Raw genomic sequence first — 21,168 nt, forward strand, 5'->3', positions numbered from 1 at the left:
GAGCATCGGCCGCTCCCTGGGGGTGACAGCTTCCGTTTTTTGATTGTCCTGCTCCCCGGGTGAGCACTTTCTAGTTCCCGAGGTTGTCACGGCGAAAAGGGGAGCGGTTCTGCTCCCAGCGGGTCTGCAGGCCGTCGACGAGTCGCGCCGGCCCCATCACCGACGCCGAGTTCGACGAGATGTTGCGGCCGTGGTGGACCGCCCAGAATTGAGTCGTCGGCGGCAGACATCCGGATCGGCGGGACGTTCCGTCAAAGCCGCGGGCACGTTGAACGCGACGAGGGGTGCTGCGGTCCGAAGGGTTTCGCCGTCCAGGCTGAAGCCGGCTGACGTATGCGTGTACCGCCGAAGCGTCGCGTCCGAGGGGTCGGATGGCACTGATCAGGAGGTGGTTGCCTGCGCGGTGAACATGGCGGACACCGCGGCGTCGGTCAGTGGGCCCTGGTAAATCGTTAGGTCGTCGATGCCGCCCGACCACTTGTTCAGTAACTTGTCGCGCTGGCGGGTCCGGCCGACCAGCAGCGGTCCGTCGGACGCCATCGGCGTGAACGGCACCGCCTGTGTCGCCACGCGCGTCCCGTTGATGTACAGCCGCGCCTCGTGGTGGCTGGCGTCGAACACGCCCGTCAGGTGCGTCCATTCGTCCAGCTCCGCGGTGCCGGTGGCTCTGGCATACGCCGCCGGCCGGGCATGCCGATGCCGTCGTTTCGGCGAGTGCGTCGTGGCGGTGGGCGCGTCCGCGGCGAACACCGCGAACTCCCACCCACCGGTGCCGGAGTCGTACCGCAGCCAGGTCGCGCTGTCATGAACGCCGGCCTGCGCCAGGACGGCGGGACTCCCGCCGGCCTCGACCGCGTCGGGCTTAACCCATGCCGAGACCGTGAACGACTGGTCGGTGAGCAGAACAGGTGCGTCCTGCCAGATGGTGAACTCGTTGCCGTCGGCGTCCGGTGCCGTGGTGCCGGTCCTGATCGCGCTCCGTCCGTACTCCTGAGTTGCCCCGCCTGCCGACGCACCACCGTCCGGGAAGTATTCCGAGTCCAGCCGCAGTGCGAGGCCGCTAGCCGTATGGCCGGGGCCCACGTCCGCACCGAGGGTCAGGGCGAGCGTGCGCTCGAAGATCGACGTGTCCGGCGCTTCGCAGGTGTCTCGCAGGTCAGCGACGAAGCAGGGCACGGCCGCCTCGAAGTCCCATTCGCCGACCCGGATCGGCGAGAGGATGCCCGGCTCGTCGAAGCCGCCTGATCCCGGCGCGTCGGCCGACTGGCCGGTGAAGTCTTCCGGCACGAGCACCCGGTCGTAGACCCGTACGTCCGCGATGGAGCCGTTCCACCAGTCGGCGGCCGCCCCGCTCGCGAAGCCGCGGCCCACCGCGAACTTGCCGTCCGTTTCCCACGGCGTGGCCGGGCGGTCGACCTCGGACACCAGGACCCCGTCGACATAGAGGCGGAGTTTCATCTGCTCCGCATCGAAGCTTCCGGCGACGTGCGTCCACAGGCCCGCGTCCGCCGCGGTGATCGCGGCCGGCGCCGCGGCGACGACGGTGGTGCTCGACTGCGCGGAGGTGTCCTTCATGGCGAACGACCAGTGCGGCACGGCAGGCCTGCCGGATCGGCGGATGCCGATCTCGAACCCGGGGGCGTCGGCGGCCTCCTGGGTGGCGAACGTGATGTCCGTCGCCGGCCTGGCGCCGAGGCGTACCCACCCGCCGACGCTGAACGAGCCGGTCGTGTCGACCACGGCGGATTCAGTGGTGGCGGCGGACGATGCACCGTCGAAAGTAGCGGTCTGCGCGCCTCTCCGTCGTATGTCGCTGGGCCAGCTCACGCCGGCCGGGGTGAGCGGGGAGGCGGCCGGCGCTGCCACCTCGTCGGCGAGCGCGCTTGATTCGTTTATGCCCGGATATGTCTCGAGGCCCCAGCGGGCGACCGGGACCGACAGCCGAGCAGCAGCGGCGGCGGGCTCCGCGACGAACGGCACCGCGAGCAACTCGACGACCAGGCCCGCAACCGAAAGGCCAGGCAGAAGCCTCCGCCACATAGCGTCTCCGTTCAACGCGCAGACAGTGATCGAGACGCTAGGACATCAATGGGACGTGCGCTGCCCCTCCAATTGTCGCAAAGCTAACCAAAGCCAACACAATCTCTGGGCGAGCAGCGTGATCTTGATAACGCGTGGCACCGGGCAAGAAGGGCTACCCCGGCCTCCAGGCCGCACGCCATTCGGACCGCCGGGACAGAACATCGCGCACTGTTCTCGGCTAAATCCGTGCACTCGATCATGAAAGCCCGGCATGGATAGGGGGCATGATTAGCGGAGGCGGCGTGTGGCGCGTCGGCGACAGCGGGATCCCGGCTGTCGACATCGACGCCGGATCGTCCTCCGTAGGCCGGGTTGTACCGGCAGTGCTTACCGGTAGAGCTCCCGTAGCTTCTCGGGATGTCGAGTGGCGGTGCGACGACGTCCGCGCCGGTTGCTGGAATGTCCGAGCGGGCTGTCTGCGTGCTTCCTGACTTAGCCTCGTTTGCCCTGCTGTCGGCACGTGCCGCAGGCTGAGGCGGGGAGCGCGGGACGATGATTTCGGTCCAGCGGCGTCGTGTCGGTTACGGCTGCTCCCCGTATCGGACTGTCGGGGCGGTGTGTCGGTGGGTGCGCACCTGAGCGCCTCTTGTCCGCAAAATGCGCGGACCGGGGGCGCTCGTCATATCTGCTCAGGGGGCCGAGCCCCCTGAAAACCCCACGGCGCGGTGCGTCCGCTTGGCGGTTCGCCTCCGGGTGTTCGCCGCGCCGCCTGGGCTGCACTCCGGCTTGAGGTCGGTCCCTCGGGATGTCGTTCGATCGTTCTCCTGCACGCGGCCGGCCTGAGCCCGGCGCCTCCGCCACGACCGCCTTGTCCGCATGCTTGGCCTCGGGAGTGGCCGAAGCGTCGAGAAGTCGAAACCCTGAACCCTGGCCCACGGTGACGCGGCCGTGGTGGGCGGTCCACCGTGGGCCGGGCGGTGGCTACGTGGCGGTGAGATTTACCGGGGTGGACTCGGGGCCGCGGCCGGCGGAGTTCCAGGAACTGATGGTGACGGTGTAGGTGCCGGGGGCGGGGAGTCTTGTGGAGAAGTGGTTGGCGAAGACGGTGACGTTGTTGTCCATCTCGACGAAGCGGACTACGTAGCCGTCGGTCGCGGTAGGCACGGCGTTCCAGGACAGGTAGGCAGTGCGGCCGGTCACGGAGGCCTTGATCGCGGTAGGCGCGGGTGGGGGAGTGTCGTATGCCCGCGGAGCGGTGGAGGCGACCGGTCGTGCGGTGGGGGACGTGCCGGCGGCGTTGACCGCCGCGACGGTGTACGTGTGGGTGGAGCCCGGGGTCACGTCGCGTACGTAGTAGCTCGTCCAGGACAAGGCGCCGGCGGTGCCGATCTGGGTTCCGTCCCGGTAGACCAGATAGCGGGTGGCGCCGGGGGAGCCCACCCAACGCAGACTCACCGACGTGCTGCGCTGCTCGGCCGCCTGCACGTGGGTCGGCGCGATCGGGGTGACTACCGTGCTTTCCGGGCCGTTCAGCGTTATCGCGTCGGCGTGGAAAGTGGACTGGCCGTACCCGCCGTGGACGTACACCCGGATGCGGGAGGTGTCCGGGCCGGTGACGAAGGACAGGCTCAGCGTCGACCAGTCGGCCGAGCCGGGGGCCGATGCGCTGCCGTAATCGGTGCCCAGTTCGGCGTAGCCGTCCTTGAACCTCCCGGTGAGCTCGTACTGGGAGTCGGGCTGCACCGGAATGATCTGCCAGCAGCCGGCGGTGGACCGGGCGGTGGGTGTGCCGGCGAGCTGGAAGTCGTTGGCCAGGTCGGGGTCTAGTTGCACCACCCGGGCGCCGGGTCCGCAGGTCCATGGGGCCGGACCGGGCTGGAGGTACGCGTGGTCGAAGTTGCCGTTCGCGATCAGGTTGGGTGGCGGCATCGGTGGCACGGCTGCCGCCCGGCCGGTCGGCACGGCCAGGCAGAACGCGATCGTGGCGGCCGCGGCTGCGGCATGTCCCAGGCGACGAAGCACGGCGACTCCTCCTTGCTAATCGACAAATGTCAATCTACAAGCTCTAGGGGCCGAAGGCGTCCCCGTACTTCTCGCGGGATGAGCGTGTGACCGTCCATCTGCTGGGGGATTAGGCGCTTATGGCGCAGGGTGACGGCGGCACCAGGACGGCGGATGGGCGATATCTCGTCGTGTCCGGGCGGCGGTGGCGGGCTACCGACCCGGCCGTTCCCGAGGCGCTGCGGCAGGAGCTGGTCAACGAACTGATGGCCGCTCGGCGCCTGGTTCGTAGTGATCCGGAGTCGGCCCGTCCTCGGGTGCAGGATGCCAAGGTCGCACTGGGTGAGCGCGGCGACCCGTGGTGGGAGCCGACGCCCGGCGGCCGCCGGGTGCGGCTGGCGGCGGCGATGCGTGCGTTGCTGCGGCACCGTCAGCCCGATGCCACCATCTGCCCGAGTGATGCGGCCCGGGTGGCCGGGGGTGAGTCCTGGCGGGACCTGATGGACGTGGCGCGGGAGGTGGCCGCCGAGCTTTCGCGGGAGGGAATCATCGCCGTCCGGCAGCATGGCGTCGACGTTGATCTGGCGGCCGTGGTCGGGCCTGTTCGCCTTGCGCGCGGGCCCGGCTGGTGAGCCGGCTCAGCGGTTGACGATGTAGTGCAGGTGCAGCACGCGATCGCCCTGGACCACGGCGTCGGGGTCGGCCAGGAGGACCGTGCCGGTGTGGTGGCCGAAGAAGCGCACGCCTTTGCCCAGGACCACCGGCGCGACGTCCATGGCTACCTCGTCGACCAGTCCGGCGGAGAACGCCTGGCCGCCTACGTCCCCGGCGGTTACGCAGACCAGGCCGTCTCCGGCCAGGTCTTTGGCCAGCGCTACTCCTGCCTCGACGGAGTCGGCCGGGTGGAACGGTGCGTCCGGGTATTTCGCCAGCCACTCCGGTGGCAGCGGGCGGTGCGTGACCACGACGACGTGGTCGCCCGCGGCGGGAACGCCCGCCCAGCCGTCGGTGGTGTCGAACAGGTGGCGGCCGATCACCGTGGTCTTGATGTCGGCCCAGAACGGTCGCACGTAGTCGGCGGAGGCCTGGCTGACGTTGAACGGCCACCGGTCGTTGACGTGGACCCGCACGTCGCCGTTGCCGTACCAGTCGAAGAGCGGGCCTACGGTGTCGTCGGTGTTGGCGATGTATCCGTCCACCGAGACCACCGCCTGCATGACGACTCTGGCCATCGCATTAGCTCCTCAACGTGAGACCGCCGACGACATTACGCGTGGATCGTCAGGCTTGGTGACCACGACGTCGAGCTTGCCGGCTGTCGCGACCTGTTGGTCGCCGGCCCGGGCGGTGCGGCCGGGATCCAGGTCGTCAACCGTGTTCTCCTGGCCCGGCTGCTGCACGACGTCGAGCAGGCGTGGCGGCGTGGCTGGCAGCCGGCCGAGGTGTGGTGGGAGCACGACGACCACTATGTAACAGCCTGGGGTGACCGGCAGGGCGTCGATCGGGGCACGGTGATCACCCTGCTGATCGAGGTGCTTCGCCTGCTCGCCACCTTGCCGGCGATCGAGGTGGTCGGTCCGGTGCCCGGTGACGCACGGCCGGCCCAGGCGTCCGCACCGGCCGACCTCGATCAGCGGATGCTGGACCGGGTCCGGGCGTTGCTGGCCAAGGCCGAGTCCACCGACTTCACCGAGGAGGCCGATGCGTTCACCGCCAAGGCGCAGGAGCTATCGTCGGCTTTCGCACTGACCTGGACTCCACCGAACTGCCGCGCATCACTACGCGACCGGCAAGAGCTCACCACGTAGTGATCTTCGGCCCGTTCCGGGCGGCGGAAGGTCGCGGAAGGGCCATGACACTCAGAGGTCGAGGGTGACGGCCGTGCGGGGGCGCGCGCAGCAGATCAGCACGTTGCCCTCGGCGGGTGGGTCGATCGGCTCCGGGTCGTAGGTGACCTCGCCGGACAGCAGGCCGGACTCGCAGTTGTGGCACACCCCGGTGCGGCAGGACCAGCGGGCCGGCACGTCGCACGCCTCGGCCAGGTCGAGCAGGCCGGCGCAGTCGGCCGGCCACGGGACGGTCAGGCCGCTGCGGGCGAACGACACGGCCGGGCCGGTGCCGGGGACACCCGCGGGGGGATGCGGTGGGCGGGCCGGGGCCGCGGCAATGCCGGGGGTCAGGCCGGGCCGGGCGCCGAAGATCTCGGCGTGGATGCGCTCGGCCGGCAGGCCGGCCTCGATCAGGGCCGCGGTCACCGCGGCGAGGAAGGCGGGCGGGCCGCAGAGGTACGCGTCGGCTTCGTGCGGCAATTCGAGCGTACGGAACAGGTCCGCCGAGAAATGGCCGGTGCCGTCGTAGTCGGTGCCGAGCCGGTCGGCCGGATCGGGGCGGCTGAACCGGATGTGGGAGTGGGCGTGCGGCAGGCCGGCCAGCAGCGTCGCGGTCTCGGAGGCGAACGGGCGGTCGGCGCCGTCGCGGGCCGCCTGCAGCCACCACACCTCGCGGGCCGGCTTCTCCTCGGCCAGCGCGTGCAGCATGGCCAGCACCGGAGTCGCCCCGACGCCGCCGCTGATCAGCAGCACCGGGGTCGGCGCCGGCCGCAGCACGAACGAGCCGCGCGGCGCGGCTACGTCGACCAGGTCGCCCGGGTGGACCTGGGTGTGCAGGTAGGTGCTGGCCGCGCCGTGCGGTTCCTGCTTGACGCTGATCCGGTACTCCGCGTCGCCCGGGCGGCCGGACAACGAGTAGCTGCGGGTGAGTGCCTGCGGTAGCCGTACGGTCAGGAATTGGCCGGGAAGCGCGGCCGGCAGTGGCCGGCCCGCCGGATCGGCCAGCCGGACCGACGCGATGGTTTTGCTCTCCGGTTCGATGGCCGTGACCCGGAGTGGGCGGAAGCCGGGCCAGGCCGGCGGCGGCCCGGCGGCGATCAGGCCGGCGTTGCCGCTCGCCGACGACGGCTCGGCCAGCATCGCCCGGAACGAGCCCTGCCAACCGGGGCTGAGCGCGGGGATGTGCAGTGCGCGCTCGATCCGCTCGCGCGGGTGTCCGGGCCGGTAGAGCAGGCCGTCCACCTCGGCCACGGTCATCCGTTCCGGGCCGTCGGCGACCTTGACGATGTCGTCGCCGGCCCGCACCTCGCCCTCGCGCAGCACCCGGAAGTAGAAGCCGGGGCGGCGGTGCTGCACCAGCAGCGCCGGCATCCGCGGATCGTCCATCCGGATGCCGACCCGGTAGCAGGTGACCCGCGGCTGGGTCACCTCGAACTCCGCGGTGCCGATGCGGTAGCGGTCGCCGATGCAGACCTCGTCGTCCGGCAGGCCCTCGACGGTGAAGTTCTCGCCGAACTGGCCGGGCGTGAAGTCGTCCCGGCCGAGGAACTCCTGCCAGTACCGGTACGAGTCGAGCTGGTAGACGAAGACGGCCCGCTGCTCGCCGCCGTGACCGCCGAGGTCACCCTGGCCGTCGCCGTCGATGTTGAGACGCCGGACCGTGGCCGGCCCCTCGACGGGTGCCTTCCAGATGCCGGTGTGGACCGTCCGGCCCTGCCAGAGCACGTCCTTGGGCAGACCGACGTTGACCGACCGCAGCGTTGCCATTACCGCATCGTCCAGCAAACCGGGGCGGCTGAGAAGGATCACGCCGGTGACGGTCCCGTGACGGTGCCGCCGGGACGCTGGGCAGGTCCCGGTCCCGGCTGCGGAGGTGGGCGATGAGCTCCGGCTTCGCGGGTGCCGTCAGGCGTCCCGGCACCGAGGTGCGGGACGCCGCTCCCCGGGAGCCGGCCGCGCGGAAGGCCGCCGGCGCCCACTGGCCCGCCTGGGTGCAGCGCTGCGGCATCGGATCGACCTGCGGATGCGGCCCGGAGGAGAAGCAGGCCGGCATCGAACGCGACCTTCAGCAGTACGGGGTGCAGCGCCATCCGGTCACGGTGGGGCCGCTGGACGATCCGTACGAGCGGCAGGCGGCCGATGTGGCGTCGGCGGTGGGCGGTGGCGGCCGGGTGCCGGTCCGGAGGGCACCGCAGGCGGCGGCCGGAACTCCGGGCGGGCACGCGCTCGGCCACCTGGTCGACGCGCCGCCGGCTGGGCGGCCGGTCGCCGGGCACGTGCTCGCGGCGGTGGAACCGATGCTGGGGCAGGACCTTTCCGGCGTACGGGTGCATGCCGACGAGGCCAGTAACAGCGCCGCCCGGGACATCGGCGCCAAGGCCTTCACCCACGGGAATCACATCTTCCTCGGGGCCGGGCAGAGCGACCTCGACGTTCCGCTGATGGCCCACGAGCTGACCCACACCGTGCAGCAGGGCGGCGGACCGGCGCCGGAAGCGGTGCAGCGGCTGCCAAGCCTGGACGACATCGCCGATGCGGCGAGCGCGGTCGGCGGCGGGATCGCGGATGCGGCGAGTGCGGTGGGCGAGGGCGTCGTGGATGCGGCGAGTGCGGTGGGCGAGGGCGTCGTGGATGCGGCGAGTGCGGTCGGCGACGCCGCCGTGAGCGCCGCCGACGCCGTCGCGGGCGCCGGCCAAGCCGCCTGGGACTCGGTTGCCGGGGCGATCGGTGACGTGGTCTCGCTGGGCGACGGCGGCCTCGTGATCACCCCGCCGGACCTCTGCCTCGGCCCGTTCACCACCGGGTTCGATCTACCGCCGATCAGCGGGGATCTGATGGTCCCGGTCGCGTCGCTGTCCTTCGGCCCGGTCTCGCTGGACGGGAGCATCGGCGTCACCGGCGCTATCGAGCCGAAGGTGGAACTGCAACTGGGTCCGGTCTGCCTCACCGGCGTACGCATCGTGGTCGATCCACTGGGCGAGTCGAGCACCAGCGGCACCATCTCGGCCGCCGTCGCCGGATCGTTGGGCGCCGAGGTCCGGGCCGGCCTGCGGGGCGAGCTCGAACTCACCGTGATCGTGCCGATCGAGGGAATCCCGGTGCCGATCACCGTGCCACTCGTCGCGCTCGAGGGTGGCGCGGCCGGTCTGCTGCGCGGGATCGTCGGCGGCAAGTTCACCGCCGGCGGCAAACTCGGCGGCGGCTGGGGGCACGGCATCACCCTGGACCAGCAGGAGCGGGTCGACCTGGGCATCGGCGCCGACCTGTTCCTCGGCGCGTACGGGCAGCTCGACCTGTTCGGCAAGAAGATCTGCCGGCTGTACTGGGAGCCGTACGCCTGGCACGGGGATCTCGGCACCACGTTCGGCCTCGACCTCGGGATCGACGTCGGCCTCACCCACCGGCCGCGAATCACCCCGAAGCTGCACCCGCCGGAACGGCTGGACAAGCCGTTTCAGGAGATCGGGCTGGCGCTGAGCCGGGGTGGGTTCCGGGACGACTGCCCGATCATCGACAAGCTGTGTGATTTCCTCCGGACCCGGAACCTGCTCCCGTCCCGGCGCGGCGGCCGGTGGGATTGGACCGGCGACTTCGGCCCCGGCCCCCGGCTGCCCGGACCGCTCGAGGTCTATCCGGTCGATCCGCGCCGGGCCAGCCGCGCGAAGTGCCGCGGGGCCTGCGGGAAGAACTGCAACGCCTGCTCCGAACCCCGGACCCACCGGGTCACCGATCCGGCGACCGGCGACGTCTGGGAATACACCATCTTCACGGTCGGGGGTACGCACAACGGCTGCCGCGAGCACGACGCGGCGTTCGACTGGGCCGCGCAGGAGCACGACGAGACGGGCCCGCTCGACATCCTGATGCCGTGGCACATGGCCGCCAACGTCGAGTGTCTCTGTAACAACCTGGCCGGCAACTGCCTCGCCTGGATCGCCGGCCTGCCACCGCACGACGGCACGATGAACTTCGCGGACATGGCCCGGGTGGTCGCGCACGGCAATGCCGGTGACATCGACAACCTGTCCGAGGAGGAGTTGCTCGACCGGTGCGCGAAGGGCTTACTGCCGCCGGACGTCTGCAAGCCCCTCGAAGACGACATGATCAGCCGCTTCGGCAACCGGCGGCGCAACCTGGGACTCGACCCGGACAAGGATCCGAAGACCCTGATGCGCCCGGACGACGCGCCGATCCTCGAAGCCTTCCGGCGCCTCTACAACCGGCTGGACAGCTGGAGCATCGTCATCCGCACCAAGCATCCCGACCTGGAGCCGGAGTTCCGTGGCTTCGATCTCGAGATCAAGCGCGACGTGTGGCTGAAGCGCCTCAAGGCGGCCGGGAAGACCTACAAGGAGCAGTTCCGGGATCTGCGCGAGGGCGACACCGGCAAGGCCGCCGACGCCTATCATGCCGAGGTGCTGGGCGGCATCGCCACGGAGATCGACACCCTCAACCGCGAAATAGCCGCCTGGTACGCGCGAAAGACCGGCTCTACCGAGACCGTCGACGAGATCATGGAGCGGGTCCACGTGACCGGCACCGAGCTGTGGCGCGAGGAGTGGCGGCAGGCCATCCTGCAGGTTAACCGGATCCTCGCCCTGCTGTGGCCGCCGGCCCGCACCCGCCTGCTTCTCTTCGTTGGCCAGCAGCGCAGCGCGAATCCCGGCGTCGACCTCGGCGGCGAGGTCGGTCAGCTCGATTACATCGGCAGCCTGGCCACCGGCTTCAAGGGCCCGCCGAAGCAGCAGATCCGCTTCAACCCGCAGAAGTTCGACGTGGACGCCAACCTGGAGGCCCCGCCGCTGGCGAAGTTCGCGCTGTTCCGCAACCCCACCCTGGTGCCGGACCGTGGCCGCATCTTCGGCCGGGTCACCACCATCGAGCCGTTGCACCGCTTCACCGGCGACGCCGACGCCCAGTTCCGGTCCAAGGTGAAGGGTTACGACGCGAGCGACCCGTTCGACGTAGCTCTGACCGACGTCCCGGAACTCCCGACCCAGACCCGCGAGCGGCTGGCCACCGAGCGCATGTTCGAGCTGAGAACGACCCTGGACGCGGCGGCCTACCAGCGCCTGATCGACGAGGTCGACGCAGGCGGTTACCTCGAGCCGGACGGCACGGTCCGCAAGGACCTGTCCGAGGCCGAGTTCGCCGCGCTCAGCGCGATCCTGGACGGACCGGGTCAGGGACCGGGCAGCAGTCATCTCCTCAACCGCCAGGACCTCATCGACGAACTGGCGCGGAACGGTGTCAAGCACAATCCGGAGGACATTCTCGAGATCGGCAAGGACCCCTCCGGGAAGATCATCTTCCTTGAGAAGGGCAATAGCCGAGCCGGCCTGCAGCACATTCTGGAGCGGCATGCCCAGGACTTCGCGAACGTCGGTGTCCCGGCGGACAAGGTCGGCAGGCTGGTGTTCGAGGCGGTCGTCTCGGGGCAGGTGGTCGGTACCACCGGCCGGACGAGGCCGAGGCCCGTCTACGAGGTCGTGTTCGAGGGCCAGACCTATAGGGTCACGGTCACCGTGGCCGTCAACGGTTTCATCGTGGGGGCGAATCCTGTTGGGAGTTGACCAGGGGGTCATCCGGGTGATGACCGACTATGACTGCTTTCCGCTCTGGCTGCGCGGCGGCGCCGGACCGACGAACATCGACCCGGCCACCCTGCCGATCTCGGCCGCGCTGGCGGAGGAACTGCTGGCCTGGGCCGACGAATACGACGACACCCTCGATCGCGACGATCCACTCGCCTCGGGATTCGCCGATCGAGATGCCGAGCTCGCCTTCTACGCGCACGGCCGCGAGCTGGCCCACCGGCTGGCCGGTGAGCTTGGTGAGACGGTCGACTATTTCGACGGTCCAGCGGCGCGGGACGAGCGGATCTCGCCGTGAGCAACCCGCGGGATGCGAGTCTGGCGGTCCGGCTCGAACCGCACCTGCATCGCCCTGACCGGGACGGCTTCGCCGCGATCTGTGGCGTTTTCGCGGGCTGGCCGCACGGGCCCGAGCGCAGCCGGGAGCTGCGGCGGGTTCGGGGTTTGCTGGAGTCGTGGAGCGATGCGGCGCGCACCGAGACCACCGCGTCGGGGTGGCTGTTCGACGGGGGCGGGCTGGCTGATCTCGCGGTGCTCGTTCGGACGCTCGAGATCTATCGGCGGGAGGAGCGGGGCAGTGGGGATCTGCTGGCGGTCGCCGGGTCGCCGTACCTGAAGGATCTGGTTTGTCTGCGGATTCTCTCGTCGGACGTGTCCGATGAGGCCTGGTGGGCCTTTGCCGAGTCGCCGAACCTGGGTGGGCTGCGAACCCTGGCCGTGCGGGGAACCGCGCTCGGCGCGGGGGCCCTCGATGTGCTGCTGCGGTCGGGGCGGCACCCGCGGCTCACCGTTCTGGAGATGGCCGGCGTCGGGCTCGAAGCCGGTGGCCTGGCCGGCCCGCCGCCCGGCGTTCCGTTTCCCGGGCTGGTGCGGCTCGACCTCTACGGCAACATCCTGGGCGACGGCGGGGCCCGGCGGCTGGCCGAGGCCTCCTGGGTCGCGCCGATTCGTACCCTGGTCGTGGGGCGCAACCATCTGTCGCGGGCCGGTGTCGAGGCGCTGTTGCGCTCGCCCGTGCTGGGCCGGCTCGAGGAGCTTGACGTCGGCGACAATCCGCTGTCGGCGGCGGACCGGGCCGAGCTTGCCGAGTCGGCCCGGCGCCGGCGGATCGTCCTGACCATGTGACGCCGGGCCCGGCCGGCTCAGGGCGCGCTCTCCTCCTGCTTCTTGCGCCACTCGTCGCGCTCGCGGAGCTCGTCCGCCTCCTTCTTGGTCTCCGTCGCCAGGTGCGCCTTCAGGGCGATGCACCGGGCCAGGCGTTTCGCCGCCTTGCACTGCTGGACCGCGATCTCGCCGACGATGCGTGTCAGCACCCGGCGGCCCCGGATGGAGCAGCGCTGGCAGGTGCGCAGGCAGTCCTCGTACGCGTTCGGGTAGGCGAAGCCCGCCCAGATCTGGTCCCTCTCCGCGTGATATTCGGCCACCAGCGCCTTGATGTAGGTCAGCTCCGGGTCGGCCGGCGGGTCGGCCGCCAGATCCTTGGCTACCGCGGCGACCTCGGCGGTGAGCGCGACGATCCGGGCCGTCAGCAGCGCCGGTTCCTTGATGAGTTCGTCGAACTTCGCCTCCGCCGCGACGACCCGGGCGGTGTAGGTGGCCTCGCGGGACCGCAGTTCGGCGAGGTCCACGTCGCACACGTCGTCGTCGAACTCGCAGTCGTCGTCCAGGCACGGGCCGCCGTTCGCGGCCGAGCACTTCTCGACCCGGACCAGAACCTCGTTCCAGGCGGCGTCCAGCAGTTCCCGGTCGCAGCCGCTGATGCAGCGCAGCTTCTTGAGCAGGTCCTCGATCGCGTTGCGGGCGGTCTTCAGGGCCGGCTCGGCGGCCGTCCGGTTGTTCTCGTACAACACCAGCGTGTCGTCGAACTGCTTGCTGCGTTCGGTGAGGGCCTTCTCGATGCCCGCGTAGTAGTCGGACTCCTTCTTGTTGCCCTCGAACTCGCAGCGCTGCTTGTCCAGCGCGGTCAGGTCGCGGTCGCGCCGGCGCCGGCCCTGGCCCCGCTCGTCGCGGTAGTCGTCGTCCGGCCGGTCGTGGTGCTCCTGGTCCCGGCCGTTCCCCTCGTCGGAGTGACCAGGCGGCCGGGTCCGCGGGCGATTCTCGGGCTCCTGCTCGTAGACGGACTTCCTCATCGATCCTCCCGGTACGTGGTTGTGGCGCAGTCTCCGCAGCCGATGTCACCGGCGCGTCGCGGGCGCGTCGCCAGGCCGATCAGCGGCGACGAGCCGGTGACGGCGCGGCCGGATGCTTCCGGGCATGGCCGGTTACCAAGCTCTCGCCTCCGTCGCGCGCAGCCTCGTCGAGCTGCTCGACCGGCGGATCGGGGAGGTGCTGCCCGGCGGCCAGCGCCGGCCGGCCGTCCAACTGGTCACCAGCGACGACCTCGACAAGGTGGGCACGCCCAACGCGAACATCCAGATCCCCGCGGTCGCGCTGTACTGCTATCGCGTGTCGGTGGACGGTGAGACCCGGGCGGGCTGGTCGGCGGTGAGCACCGCCGACGGCGTACCGCATCTGCCGCTGCGGATGCACATCCTGGTGTTCGCGTTCGACAACAACGTCGAGTTCGAGCTGGCCTGGCTGGGCCTGACCGCCCGCCTGCTGGAGAGCGAACCGATCCTGACCGGGCCGATGCTGCACACCGACGGTGAGTGGACCCCGGGCGAGGCCGTCCAGATCGTCACCGACAATCTCAGCCTCGACACCATGTCCGAGGCGTTCCAGGCGCTCATCACCAAATACCGGCTGTGCCTGCCGTACGTGGCCCGGGTGATCATGATCTCGGGAGCCCGGCAGCCGACCGCCGCGCCGGTCAGCAGCGTGGGTGCCGGGCTATGAACGTCTCCGGCACCGACACCCCGGTCACCATCCTGCACCGGCTGGCGCTGGGCGTTGAGCCGTTCGACACGCTCACCGGCCGGCGGATCGGCTCGGCCGAGCTGATCGTGGAGCGCGAGCAGGACTACGGCCGGCGGCGGGCCGATCCGTACGAGCCGGTGCCACCGGGCCGGCCGCTCGAACCGAGTCTCGGCGGGCGGTTCCGGCTGCGGTACGGCCCGCAGGTCGTCTCCCCGGCCCGGATCCGGCTCTGGGATCGCCGCCGGCGGTTCGCGCCGCGCCGCTTCGAGATTCCGCTGTGGACCCTGAAGGAAATCACCGCGATCGAGCGCACCGGCACCGACCTGCCGGTCTTCAGCCGGGTGTTCCGGCCCTGGCTGATGCCCGGGGTCGCGGCGCCGATCCCGCCGGCCGCGACGGCCGCCCGGGGCCGGATCGTCCGGGCCGGCCTACCGGTGCCGTGGGCCCGGATCGTCGCGAGCGAGCCCGGGCAGCCGGACGTGCACACGTCCGCCGACGAGCGTGGCGAGTTCCTGCTCGTCGTGGCCGGCCCGCGGCAGATCGCGGTGGGCCGGCTCGACCTCGATCTGGTCGTGCTGGCCGACCCGGCGATCGAGCCGGTGGCGCAGGCCGCGCACCGGTTCGACAGCCTGCCGCTGGAGAAGGTGGCCCGCTCCTCGAACCCGGCGGCCGACGCCGAGCTCGACAACCCGCTCCTGCGCGGGGTCCGGCCGCCGGCCACGTTCGTGGCCGGGCAGACCGTGCACCGCATCCGGCTGGCCGTCGGCCGGCCGGCATCGGAGATCAACACCCTGGAATTCGACCCGCAGTGAGCCGAGGAGGCCGAGCGTGCCCGAGTATCTGACCCCAGCCGTCTACGTGGAGGAGACCAGCTTCCGGGCGAGGTCCATCGAAGGCGTGGCCACCAGCACGCTGGGCATGGCCGGCCTGACCCGGTACGGGCCGATCTCCTATCGGTTCAACGCCGACGAGTACGTCGTTCAGCCGCCGCCCCTGATCACCAGCTACGGCGAGTACGAGCGCGCCTTCGGTGGCCTGGGGCCGGTCAAGGACGGCACCAACTACCTGGCCTTCGCGGCCCGGGCGTACTTCGCCAACGGCGGCCGCCGGCTGTACGTGTCGCGGGTGTTCAACTTCCCGCGCGCCGCCGACGGGGCGATCGACGACGAGGATTTCGACGCCTGCTTCGCGCGGCGGCCGGTCGGGCCCGAACCGGCGGGCGGGCCGGGCGCCGTACCACCGCCCCGCCCGGCCTGGCAGGCCCGCTGGCCCGGGTCGGCCGGGCGAGACATCAAGATCGAGGTGACCGTACGGCGGGGCCGCAACGTCGTCGTCCGGGATGGCGACGGCGCGTTCCTCCGGCTCAGCACGGTACGGCCGTTCGACCTGGTGCAGGTGTCGGACGAGGAGGCGATCCCGACCGGACCGCCCGACCCGGACGACGTCCGGCTCGTCCAGCGCATCGGTGACGACCTGCGGCTGACCGACGACGACGGCGCGGTGGAGATCGGCGACGACACCAGGGCGTACCTCCTCCAGCTGCAGGTCGTGGTCACCTGGGCCGGCCGATCCGACGTCTACACCGAACTGGCGGTCCACCCGGACCATCCGCGGGCGGTGACCCGGGCACTCGGGCTCAAGGACGCCGCCGACGACCTGGCCCTGGTGTGGCTGCGCCTGCCGATCCCGGACCCGGACGACCCGGTCGACCCGAACGCACCCGGCCCGATCGCGGCCGCCGCCACCCTGCTGGCCGATCTGCTCGATGACGACAGCCAGGGCTTCCTGTCCGTGGGCGGCAGCGACGGCGCGGACCTCGCCGTCGGTGACTTCGCCGGCGAGCAGGCCGACCCGGACGATCCCCGCAAGGGCGCCACCGGGCTGAACGCGCTCACCGACATCGACGACGTCGCGATCGTGGCGATGCCGGACTCGGTGCGGTTCGGCGCGGACATGACCGCGGTCGGCCTGCTGATCGAGCACGCCGAGCGGCAGCGATACCGGATCGCGGTGGTGGACCCGCCGCCGGACAGCTCGATCTCCGACGTGCGGCAGTTCCGGGCCCAGTTCGACTCGAAGTACGCCGCGCTCTACTACCCGTGGGTCGAGATCATCGATCCCACCGTCGTACCGGACGCCGGCTCGCCGCCACCGGTCCTGCGGCTGCCCCCGTCCGGGTTCGTGACCGGCATCTACGCGCGCAGCGACATCGAACGCGGGGTCTACAAGGCGCCGGCCAACGAGGTGATCCGCGGGATCCGGAAGATCGAGACCAACGTGACCTTCGACCGGCAGTCCACCCTCAACCCGGAGGGCATCAACGCGCTGCGGTTGTTCCCCGGCCGCGGCAACCGGGTCTGGGGTGCGCGCACGCTCAGCTCCGACCCGGAGTGGAAGTACGTCAACGTCCGGCGGCTGTTCATCTTCCTCGAGCACTCGATCGAGAAGGCCACCCAGTGGGCGGTGTTCGAGCCCAACAACGAGCGGCTGTGGACGTCGATCCGGCGTTCGGTGGAGGACTTCCTGTTCATCCATTGGCGGGACGGCGCGCTGCTGGGCAGCCGGCCGGAGGAGGCGTACTTCGTGCGTTGCGACCGGTCCACGATGAGCCAGAACGATCTCGACAACGGCCGGCTGATCTGCCTGGTCGGGGTGGCGCCGACCTACCCCGCCGAGTTCGTGATCTTCCGGATCGGCCAGTGGACCGCGGACGCGCAGCGCAGCTGAGGAGTGACGACACATGGCTACCAGGGACAACCCGTACAGCGCATTCAAGTTCATGGTGAAGCTCGGTCAGGCCGGCGGGGAGGAGACCATCGCCGGCGGTTTCTCCGACGTCAGCGGGCTGGGCAACGAGGTCAAGTTCGCCGAGTACCGCAACGGCAACGACAAGGAGAACCACGTCCGCAAGGTCGCCAACACCAACTCCACCGACGACGTGACACTCAAGCGCGGAGTGATCGGCGACCTGCGGCTGTTCGAGTGGCTGCAGGCGACCCGGGAAGGGCGCTTCGATCCCCGTACGGTCCAGGTGATCCTGCACGACGAGGCCGGCGCCCCGGTCTGCGCGTGGACCCTGAAGTTCGCCCAGCCGAAGAAGTGGGTGGGCCCGACCCTGGCCGGCAAGGGCGGCGGCGAGGTGGCGATGGAGGAACTGCACCTGGTGGCCGAGCGCGTCGACTTCGAGAGCCTGTAGGCCGATGACCGTCGTCCAGCTCGGCGCGCCCGGCGTCTATCCGGCGCCGGTCGCGTCCGGGCCGCCGCCCGGTCAGCCGATCCGGCTCGACGTCGCCGGCATCGTCGGGATCGCGCCGCGCGGCCCGGTGAACGAGCCGGTCGCCGTGCAGACCTGGGCCGAGTACGTCCGGCGGTTCGGGGCGCAGGCACCCGGATATCCGGGGCGGCTCGCCGACGCGGTGGCGGCGTTCTTCCGGCAGGGCGGCGCGCGGGCGTGGATCGTCCGGGTGGCCCCACGGGCCGTGGACGACTCGGCGGTCACGGTGCTGCGGTTCGGGCCGGAGCTGACCTTCGGCGGCGGGCCGGTCCGGCTCGCCGCCCGCGACGAGGGCAGCTGGGGCAACCGGCTGACCGTACGGGCCGATCTGGTGGTGACCGGCCGGTTCCCGGTCGCCGCGGCGGGCGTCAGCACGCCGCCGGCCGGTGTCGCCGTGCCGGTCGGCTCACTGCTGCGGATCGGTGCGAACCCGGTCCTGCGCTGGGTGACCGGCCACGATCCGGTGCTGACCCTCGACCGGCCGATCCCGGCGGAAGCCTCCACCGCGGAGGTGATCACCGCCTCGGTCACCGTCTCGTCGGCCGATCCGGACGGGCCGCCGACCGAACGGCACGACGGCCTCGGCCTCAGCCCGGAGCATCCGCGCTGGATGGCCACGATCCTGACGGAGCAGTCCCTGGTGGTGCGGCCGGCCGGCACCTGGGCCGGCCGGCTCGAACCGGCCACCCCGGACCTGTCGCCGGCGCTGACCGGCGTCGAGGCGGCCGGCCGCGACCGGTACGAGCAGATCACCGGCGGCTCGTTCTTCGACGTCGTGAGCGCGGGCGGATATCCGCCGCCCGAGCCGGATCCCGACGACCCGCCCGCCGTGCGGTACGGCGTCGACGCGCTGGACGAGCTGGCCGGCGAGCTCGGCCTGCTCGTGGTGCCCGACCTCCTGCACGCGCCGGATCCGGCCCCCGCGCCGACGGTGGAGCCGACCTCGCCCACGCACCGGTACCGCCCCCGGTTCGCGCCCTGCACCCCACCGGATCCGGCGACGCCCGAACCGCCGCCGCCCGCGCGGCCCGGAGTGCTGGACGACGACACCGAGATCCTCGCCCGCCAGCGCGGGCTGGTCGCCCGGACCGGCCCGGACCGGCCGGCCATCGCCCTGCTCGACGTGCCGCCGCACCTGCGCGGCACCCAGATCCTCACCTGGCGGGCGGCCTTCGACAGCGACCGGGTCGCGGCCTACCACCCGTGGCTACGGCTGGTCCGGGCCGACGGCACCAGCGTGATCGCGCCGCCGTCGCCGTTCGCGGCGGGCATCATCGCCGCCCGGGAACTGCGGTCCGGGGTGGCCACCGGCCCGGCCAACGAGCTCGCCGCCGACGCGATCGGGGTGGCCGACGTGCTGACCGAGGAGTTGCACGGCGTCCTGCACCGGGCCGGGATCAACGCGTTCCGGCCGGAGCGGGACGGCGTACGGCTGCTCGGCGCCCGTACCCTGTCGTCCGATCCGGCCTATCGGCAGCTGAGCGTGCGCCGCCTGATGACCTGGGTGCGGCTCGCCGTTACCCGCCGGCTGGAGACCGCGCTGTTCGACGCGAACACCACCGCCCTGCGGACCTCCCTGCGGCTGCAGGTGACGGCGCTGCTGGCCGAGCTGTTCCGGGCCGGGGCACTGAACGGTACGTCCGAGGCGGAGGCGTTCTTCGTGCACTGCGACGACACGCTGAATCCGCTTCGCACGGTGGAACAGGGCCGGCTGGTCATCGAGGTCGGGGTGAACCCCAGCGAACCGATCGAGTACATCCTGCTGCGCTTCGCCCTGGCCGCCAACGGCAGCGTGAGCGTCGCCGAGGAGGCCCGATGACCGAACTGTTGCGCGCCTTCAGTTTTCACGTCGCGCTGAACGCCGTCGGCGGTGGCGCGGCCCTCGGCGACGGCGGCTTCTCCGAGTGCTCCGGGCTGAGCCTCGACGCCGACCTGCACGAGATCCTCCAGGGTGGGGTGAACGACCGGGTCACCCGCTTGCCCGGCCGGGTGAAGCTGGTGCCGATCGTGCTCAAACGCGGCATGTTCGCGCCGACCCGCAACGGCCAGGCCGGCACCGAGCTGTGGGACTGGTTCCGGGAGACCATCGCCGGCGCGCGGCCGGTCCGGCGCTACGACGGCGTCATCACCGTCATGCCGCCGTTCGGCGAGGAGGCCATGGCGGTCTGGCAATTCGAACGCGGCCTGCCGGTGAAGATCTCCGGTCCGACCCTCGACGCGCGCACCGGCGAGGTCGCCGTGGAGGAGCTGCACATCGCCCACGAGGGACTGCACCTCGATTCGCCCGGAGAGGCTCGCAGATGACCGCCGCCGCCATTCCGGAAGGCCGGGCCCACCTGTTCCGGCTCAAGACCAGCCCCGGCGGCAAGGCCGGCGAGAACAGCACCCGGGAGACCGACGGCGCCCCGATCATCGTCCCGTTCAATCCGGCCACCCTGCGGCTGCAGCACACCGGCAGCCTCGACGTCGGCGGCAAGACGGCCGGCAGCGAGAACCGGCAGCACACCGGGGTCGGCAAGGCGTCGCTGAGTTTCGACCTGGAGTTCGACACCACCGAGATGGGCGACGCCCGGACCGCGGTCGACGTCCGGACCCTCACCCAGCAGGTGCGCCAGTTCGTCGAGGCGCCGGCCAACGGCACCAAAGCCGCGCCGCCGGCTGTCCTGTTCGTGTTCGGCACCCTGCGCTTCTCCGGTGCGGTGACCTCGCTCAGCGAGGACCTCACCTACTTCCTCCCGCCGGACAGCACCCCCGCGCGGGCCAAGCTCACCGTCACCATGCAGGGCATCGACCAGCGGATCGAGCAGGCCCGCAAGGGTCCGGCCGGGCGGGACGCGGACGACGGCACCGATCCGGCCCAGGCGGCCGGCGCGCCGGCCGGACCGGGCACGTCCGGTACCTCTTCGGTACGCAAGGTCGAGGTGGCCCGTAACTCGGAGAGTGCCGCTCAACTCGCCGCCCGGATCGGAGCCAATCCGGCGGCCTGGCGCTCGCTGATGGGCGGACAGGACGATCCGCTGACCCTGCCCGAGGGTGCCCCGATCACCGTCGGCCCGGAGCTGGCCGCGGCCACCAGCGCCGTCGGCACCGCGTCCGGCTTCACCTCGGCCGGGGCCAACAGCGACCCGGGCCGGCTCGCCGCCGCGCTCGGGCTCACCGCGGCCGGTGCGGCGGTGACCGACGCGAGCGGTGCGGTGCGGGCCGCGGCCGGTGACGTCGCCACGGCCGGGCGGGACGCCCAGCGGGCCGCCGGGTTCGCGCTCGCGGCGGCGGGCGGGATCGCGGCCGCCGCGGCCCAGATCGTCGCCCAGCGGGCCGCCGCCGAGGCACAGGCCGCCCGGTCGGCGTTCGCCCTGCCGGCGACCGCAGCGGCCGCTGCGACCGCGCCGACCGGAGTCGATCCGCGCTCGCTCACCTACGGCCGGTCCGTCCCGCTGCGCGCCATCGCCGGCCGGGCGCCGTCGTGCGGTGCGCCCCCGCCGATGCCGGTCACCGGGCCGTCCTGGGTGCCACCGGCGACGACCCGGTGAGGCGGGCCGTTCTCGGTTTCACCGGCGACGACACGGTGAGGCGGGCCGTTCTCGGTTTCACC

At 71.5% G+C, this 21,168-nt stretch carries 17 protein-coding genes; 12 read left to right on the forward strand and 5 right to left on the reverse strand.

What is annotated here, in order from left to right; all coding sequences use genetic code 11:
- Positions 1 to 381: 381 nt before the first annotated feature.
- Positions 382 to 2,040, reverse strand: coding sequence for a LamG domain-containing protein (locus Ato02nite_RS29970; RefSeq protein WP_213009998.1), 1,659 nt, complete (start codon positions 2,038 to 2,040; stop codon positions 382 to 384).
- Positions 2,041 to 3,003: 963 nt separating this feature from the next.
- Entirely contained in the window at positions 3,004 to 4,044 is a 1,041-nt protein-coding gene (locus tag Ato02nite_RS29975) for a fibronectin type III domain-containing protein (protein WP_213009999.1), read from the reverse strand.
- A gap of 119 nt (positions 4,045 to 4,163) precedes the next feature.
- Between Ato02nite_RS29975 and Ato02nite_RS29980 the strand changes: the two genes are divergently transcribed.
- Positions 4,164 to 4,655: a DUF3253 domain-containing protein gene (locus Ato02nite_RS29980; protein ID WP_213010000.1), complete on the forward strand. Its 492-nt coding sequence runs from the start codon at positions 4,164 to 4,166 to the stop codon at positions 4,653 to 4,655.
- A 6-nt stretch (positions 4,656 to 4,661) separates the two neighbouring features.
- Here Ato02nite_RS29980 and Ato02nite_RS29985 read toward each other — a convergent pair whose 3' ends face one another.
- On the reverse strand, positions 4,662 to 5,255 hold the full coding sequence (locus Ato02nite_RS29985; RefSeq protein WP_213010001.1) for a dihydrofolate reductase family protein: 594 nt from the start codon (positions 5,253 to 5,255) through the stop codon (positions 4,662 to 4,664).
- A 96-nt stretch (positions 5,256 to 5,351) separates the two neighbouring features.
- Here Ato02nite_RS29985 and Ato02nite_RS29990 point away from each other — a divergent pair, with 96 nt between their 5' ends.
- Complete coding sequence (locus tag Ato02nite_RS29990; RefSeq protein WP_246607561.1) at positions 5,352 to 5,831, forward strand: DUF2786 domain-containing protein; 480 nt, start codon at positions 5,352 to 5,354, stop codon at positions 5,829 to 5,831.
- 51 nt (positions 5,832 to 5,882) lie between these two features.
- Here Ato02nite_RS29990 and Ato02nite_RS29995 read toward each other — a convergent pair whose 3' ends face one another.
- A complete protein-coding gene (locus Ato02nite_RS29995) occupies positions 5,883 to 7,619 on the reverse strand; it encodes an MOSC and FAD-binding oxidoreductase domain-containing protein (protein WP_213010002.1) in 1,737 nt (578 codons plus the stop codon).
- Between the two features lie 113 nt (positions 7,620 to 7,732).
- Here Ato02nite_RS29995 and Ato02nite_RS30000 point away from each other — a divergent pair, with 113 nt between their 5' ends.
- From Ato02nite_RS30000 to Ato02nite_RS30010, 3 genes are read left to right on the forward strand one after another with little or no spacing between them, the layout of a single operon-like run.
- Positions 7,733 to 11,425, forward strand: coding sequence for an eCIS core domain-containing protein (locus Ato02nite_RS30000; RefSeq protein WP_213010003.1), 3,693 nt, complete (start codon positions 7,733 to 7,735; stop codon positions 11,423 to 11,425).
- A gap of 19 nt (positions 11,426 to 11,444) precedes the next feature.
- A complete protein-coding gene (locus Ato02nite_RS30005; protein WP_213010004.1) occupies positions 11,445 to 11,744 on the forward strand; it encodes an immunity protein CdiI family protein in 300 nt (99 codons plus the stop codon).
- The gene (locus tag Ato02nite_RS30010) at positions 11,741 to 12,571 is read left to right on the forward strand and encodes a leucine-rich repeat domain-containing protein (protein ID WP_213010005.1); all 831 of its coding nucleotides are present in this window, start codon (positions 11,741 to 11,743) and stop codon (positions 12,569 to 12,571) included. Before Ato02nite_RS30005 ends, Ato02nite_RS30010 begins: the two co-directional genes overlap by 4 nt.
- A 17-nt stretch (positions 12,572 to 12,588) precedes the next feature.
- Here the strand turns inward: Ato02nite_RS30010 and Ato02nite_RS30015 are convergent, their stop codons facing one another.
- Positions 12,589 to 13,575: a hypothetical protein gene (locus Ato02nite_RS30015; protein WP_213010006.1), complete on the reverse strand. Its 987-nt coding sequence runs from the start codon at positions 13,573 to 13,575 to the stop codon at positions 12,589 to 12,591.
- Between the two features lie 124 nt (positions 13,576 to 13,699).
- On the opposite strand from Ato02nite_RS30015, the gene Ato02nite_RS30020 reads away from it, so the two are divergent.
- Genes Ato02nite_RS30020 through Ato02nite_RS30050 form a run of 7 tightly spaced genes read left to right on the forward strand, consistent with a single transcriptional unit; the run spans position 13,700 to position 21,106 of the window.
- Positions 13,700 to 14,281: a Pvc16 family protein gene (locus Ato02nite_RS30020; RefSeq protein ID WP_213010007.1), complete on the forward strand. Its 582-nt coding sequence runs from the start codon at positions 13,700 to 13,702 to the stop codon at positions 14,279 to 14,281.
- A complete protein-coding gene (locus Ato02nite_RS30025; RefSeq protein ID WP_213010008.1) occupies positions 14,278 to 15,114 on the forward strand; it encodes a hypothetical protein in 837 nt (278 codons plus the stop codon). Before Ato02nite_RS30020 ends, Ato02nite_RS30025 begins: the two co-directional genes overlap by 4 nt.
- A 16-nt stretch (positions 15,115 to 15,130) precedes the next feature.
- A complete protein-coding gene (locus Ato02nite_RS30030) occupies positions 15,131 to 17,029 on the forward strand; it encodes a phage tail sheath family protein (protein WP_213010009.1) in 1,899 nt (632 codons plus the stop codon).
- 13 nt (positions 17,030 to 17,042) lie between these two features.
- On the forward strand, positions 17,043 to 17,498 hold the full coding sequence (locus Ato02nite_RS30035) for a phage tail protein (protein WP_213010010.1): 456 nt from the start codon (positions 17,043 to 17,045) through the stop codon (positions 17,496 to 17,498).
- Between the two features lie 4 nt (positions 17,499 to 17,502).
- Positions 17,503 to 19,395 (forward strand): phage tail sheath C-terminal domain-containing protein, encoded by a 1,893-nt coding sequence (locus tag Ato02nite_RS30040; RefSeq protein ID WP_213010011.1) that lies wholly within the window; start codon positions 17,503 to 17,505, stop codon positions 19,393 to 19,395.
- Positions 19,392 to 19,880, forward strand: a complete 489-nt coding sequence (locus tag Ato02nite_RS30045; protein ID WP_213010012.1) for a phage tail protein — start codon at positions 19,392 to 19,394, stop codon at positions 19,878 to 19,880. The genes Ato02nite_RS30040 and Ato02nite_RS30045 overlap by 4 nt, the downstream gene beginning before the upstream one ends.
- Positions 19,877 to 21,106, forward strand: coding sequence for a CIS tube protein (locus Ato02nite_RS30050; protein ID WP_213010013.1), 1,230 nt, complete (start codon positions 19,877 to 19,879; stop codon positions 21,104 to 21,106). Before Ato02nite_RS30045 ends, Ato02nite_RS30050 begins: the two co-directional genes overlap by 4 nt.
- Positions 21,107 to 21,168: the final 62 nt, after the last annotated feature.

It is taken from the genome of Paractinoplanes toevensis, assembly GCF_018332695.1.
GTDB lineage: Bacteria > Actinomycetota > Actinomycetes > Mycobacteriales > Micromonosporaceae > Actinoplanes > Actinoplanes toevensis.

What these genes read in the sequence shown, in the direction of transcription:
- Ato02nite_RS29995 (WP_213010002.1), bottom strand. Translation starts at nt 7,619, where the DNA reads ATGGCAACGCTGCGGTCGGTCAACGTCGGTCTGCCCAAGGACGTGCTC.
- Ato02nite_RS30040 (WP_213010011.1), top strand. Translation starts at nt 17,503, where the DNA reads ATGACCGTCGTCCAGCTCGGCGCGCCCGGCGTCTATCCGGCGCCGGTC.
- Ato02nite_RS29980 (WP_213010000.1), top strand. Translation starts at nt 4,164, where the DNA reads ATGGCGCAGGGTGACGGCGGCACCAGGACGGCGGATGGGCGATATCTC.
- Ato02nite_RS30035 (WP_213010010.1), top strand. Translation starts at nt 17,043, where the DNA reads ATGGCTACCAGGGACAACCCGTACAGCGCATTCAAGTTCATGGTGAAG.
- Ato02nite_RS30000 (WP_213010003.1), top strand. Translation starts at nt 7,733, where the DNA reads ATGAGCTCCGGCTTCGCGGGTGCCGTCAGGCGTCCCGGCACCGAGGTG.
- Ato02nite_RS30045 (WP_213010012.1), top strand. Translation starts at nt 19,392, where the DNA reads ATGACCGAACTGTTGCGCGCCTTCAGTTTTCACGTCGCGCTGAACGCC.
- Ato02nite_RS30020 (WP_213010007.1), top strand. Translation starts at nt 13,700, where the DNA reads ATGGCCGGTTACCAAGCTCTCGCCTCCGTCGCGCGCAGCCTCGTCGAG.
- Ato02nite_RS30025 (WP_213010008.1), top strand. Translation starts at nt 14,278, where the DNA reads ATGAACGTCTCCGGCACCGACACCCCGGTCACCATCCTGCACCGGCTG.
- Ato02nite_RS29970 (WP_213009998.1), bottom strand. Translation starts at nt 2,040, where the DNA reads ATGTGGCGGAGGCTTCTGCCTGGCCTTTCGGTTGCGGGCCTGGTCGTC.
- Ato02nite_RS29985 (WP_213010001.1), bottom strand. Translation starts at nt 5,255, where the DNA reads ATGGCCAGAGTCGTCATGCAGGCGGTGGTCTCGGTGGACGGATACATC.
- Ato02nite_RS30050 (WP_213010013.1), top strand. Translation starts at nt 19,877, where the DNA reads ATGACCGCCGCCGCCATTCCGGAAGGCCGGGCCCACCTGTTCCGGCTC.
- Ato02nite_RS30005 (WP_213010004.1), top strand. Translation starts at nt 11,445, where the DNA reads ATGACCGACTATGACTGCTTTCCGCTCTGGCTGCGCGGCGGCGCCGGA.
- Ato02nite_RS30015 (WP_213010006.1), bottom strand. Translation starts at nt 13,575, where the DNA reads ATGAGGAAGTCCGTCTACGAGCAGGAGCCCGAGAATCGCCCGCGGACC.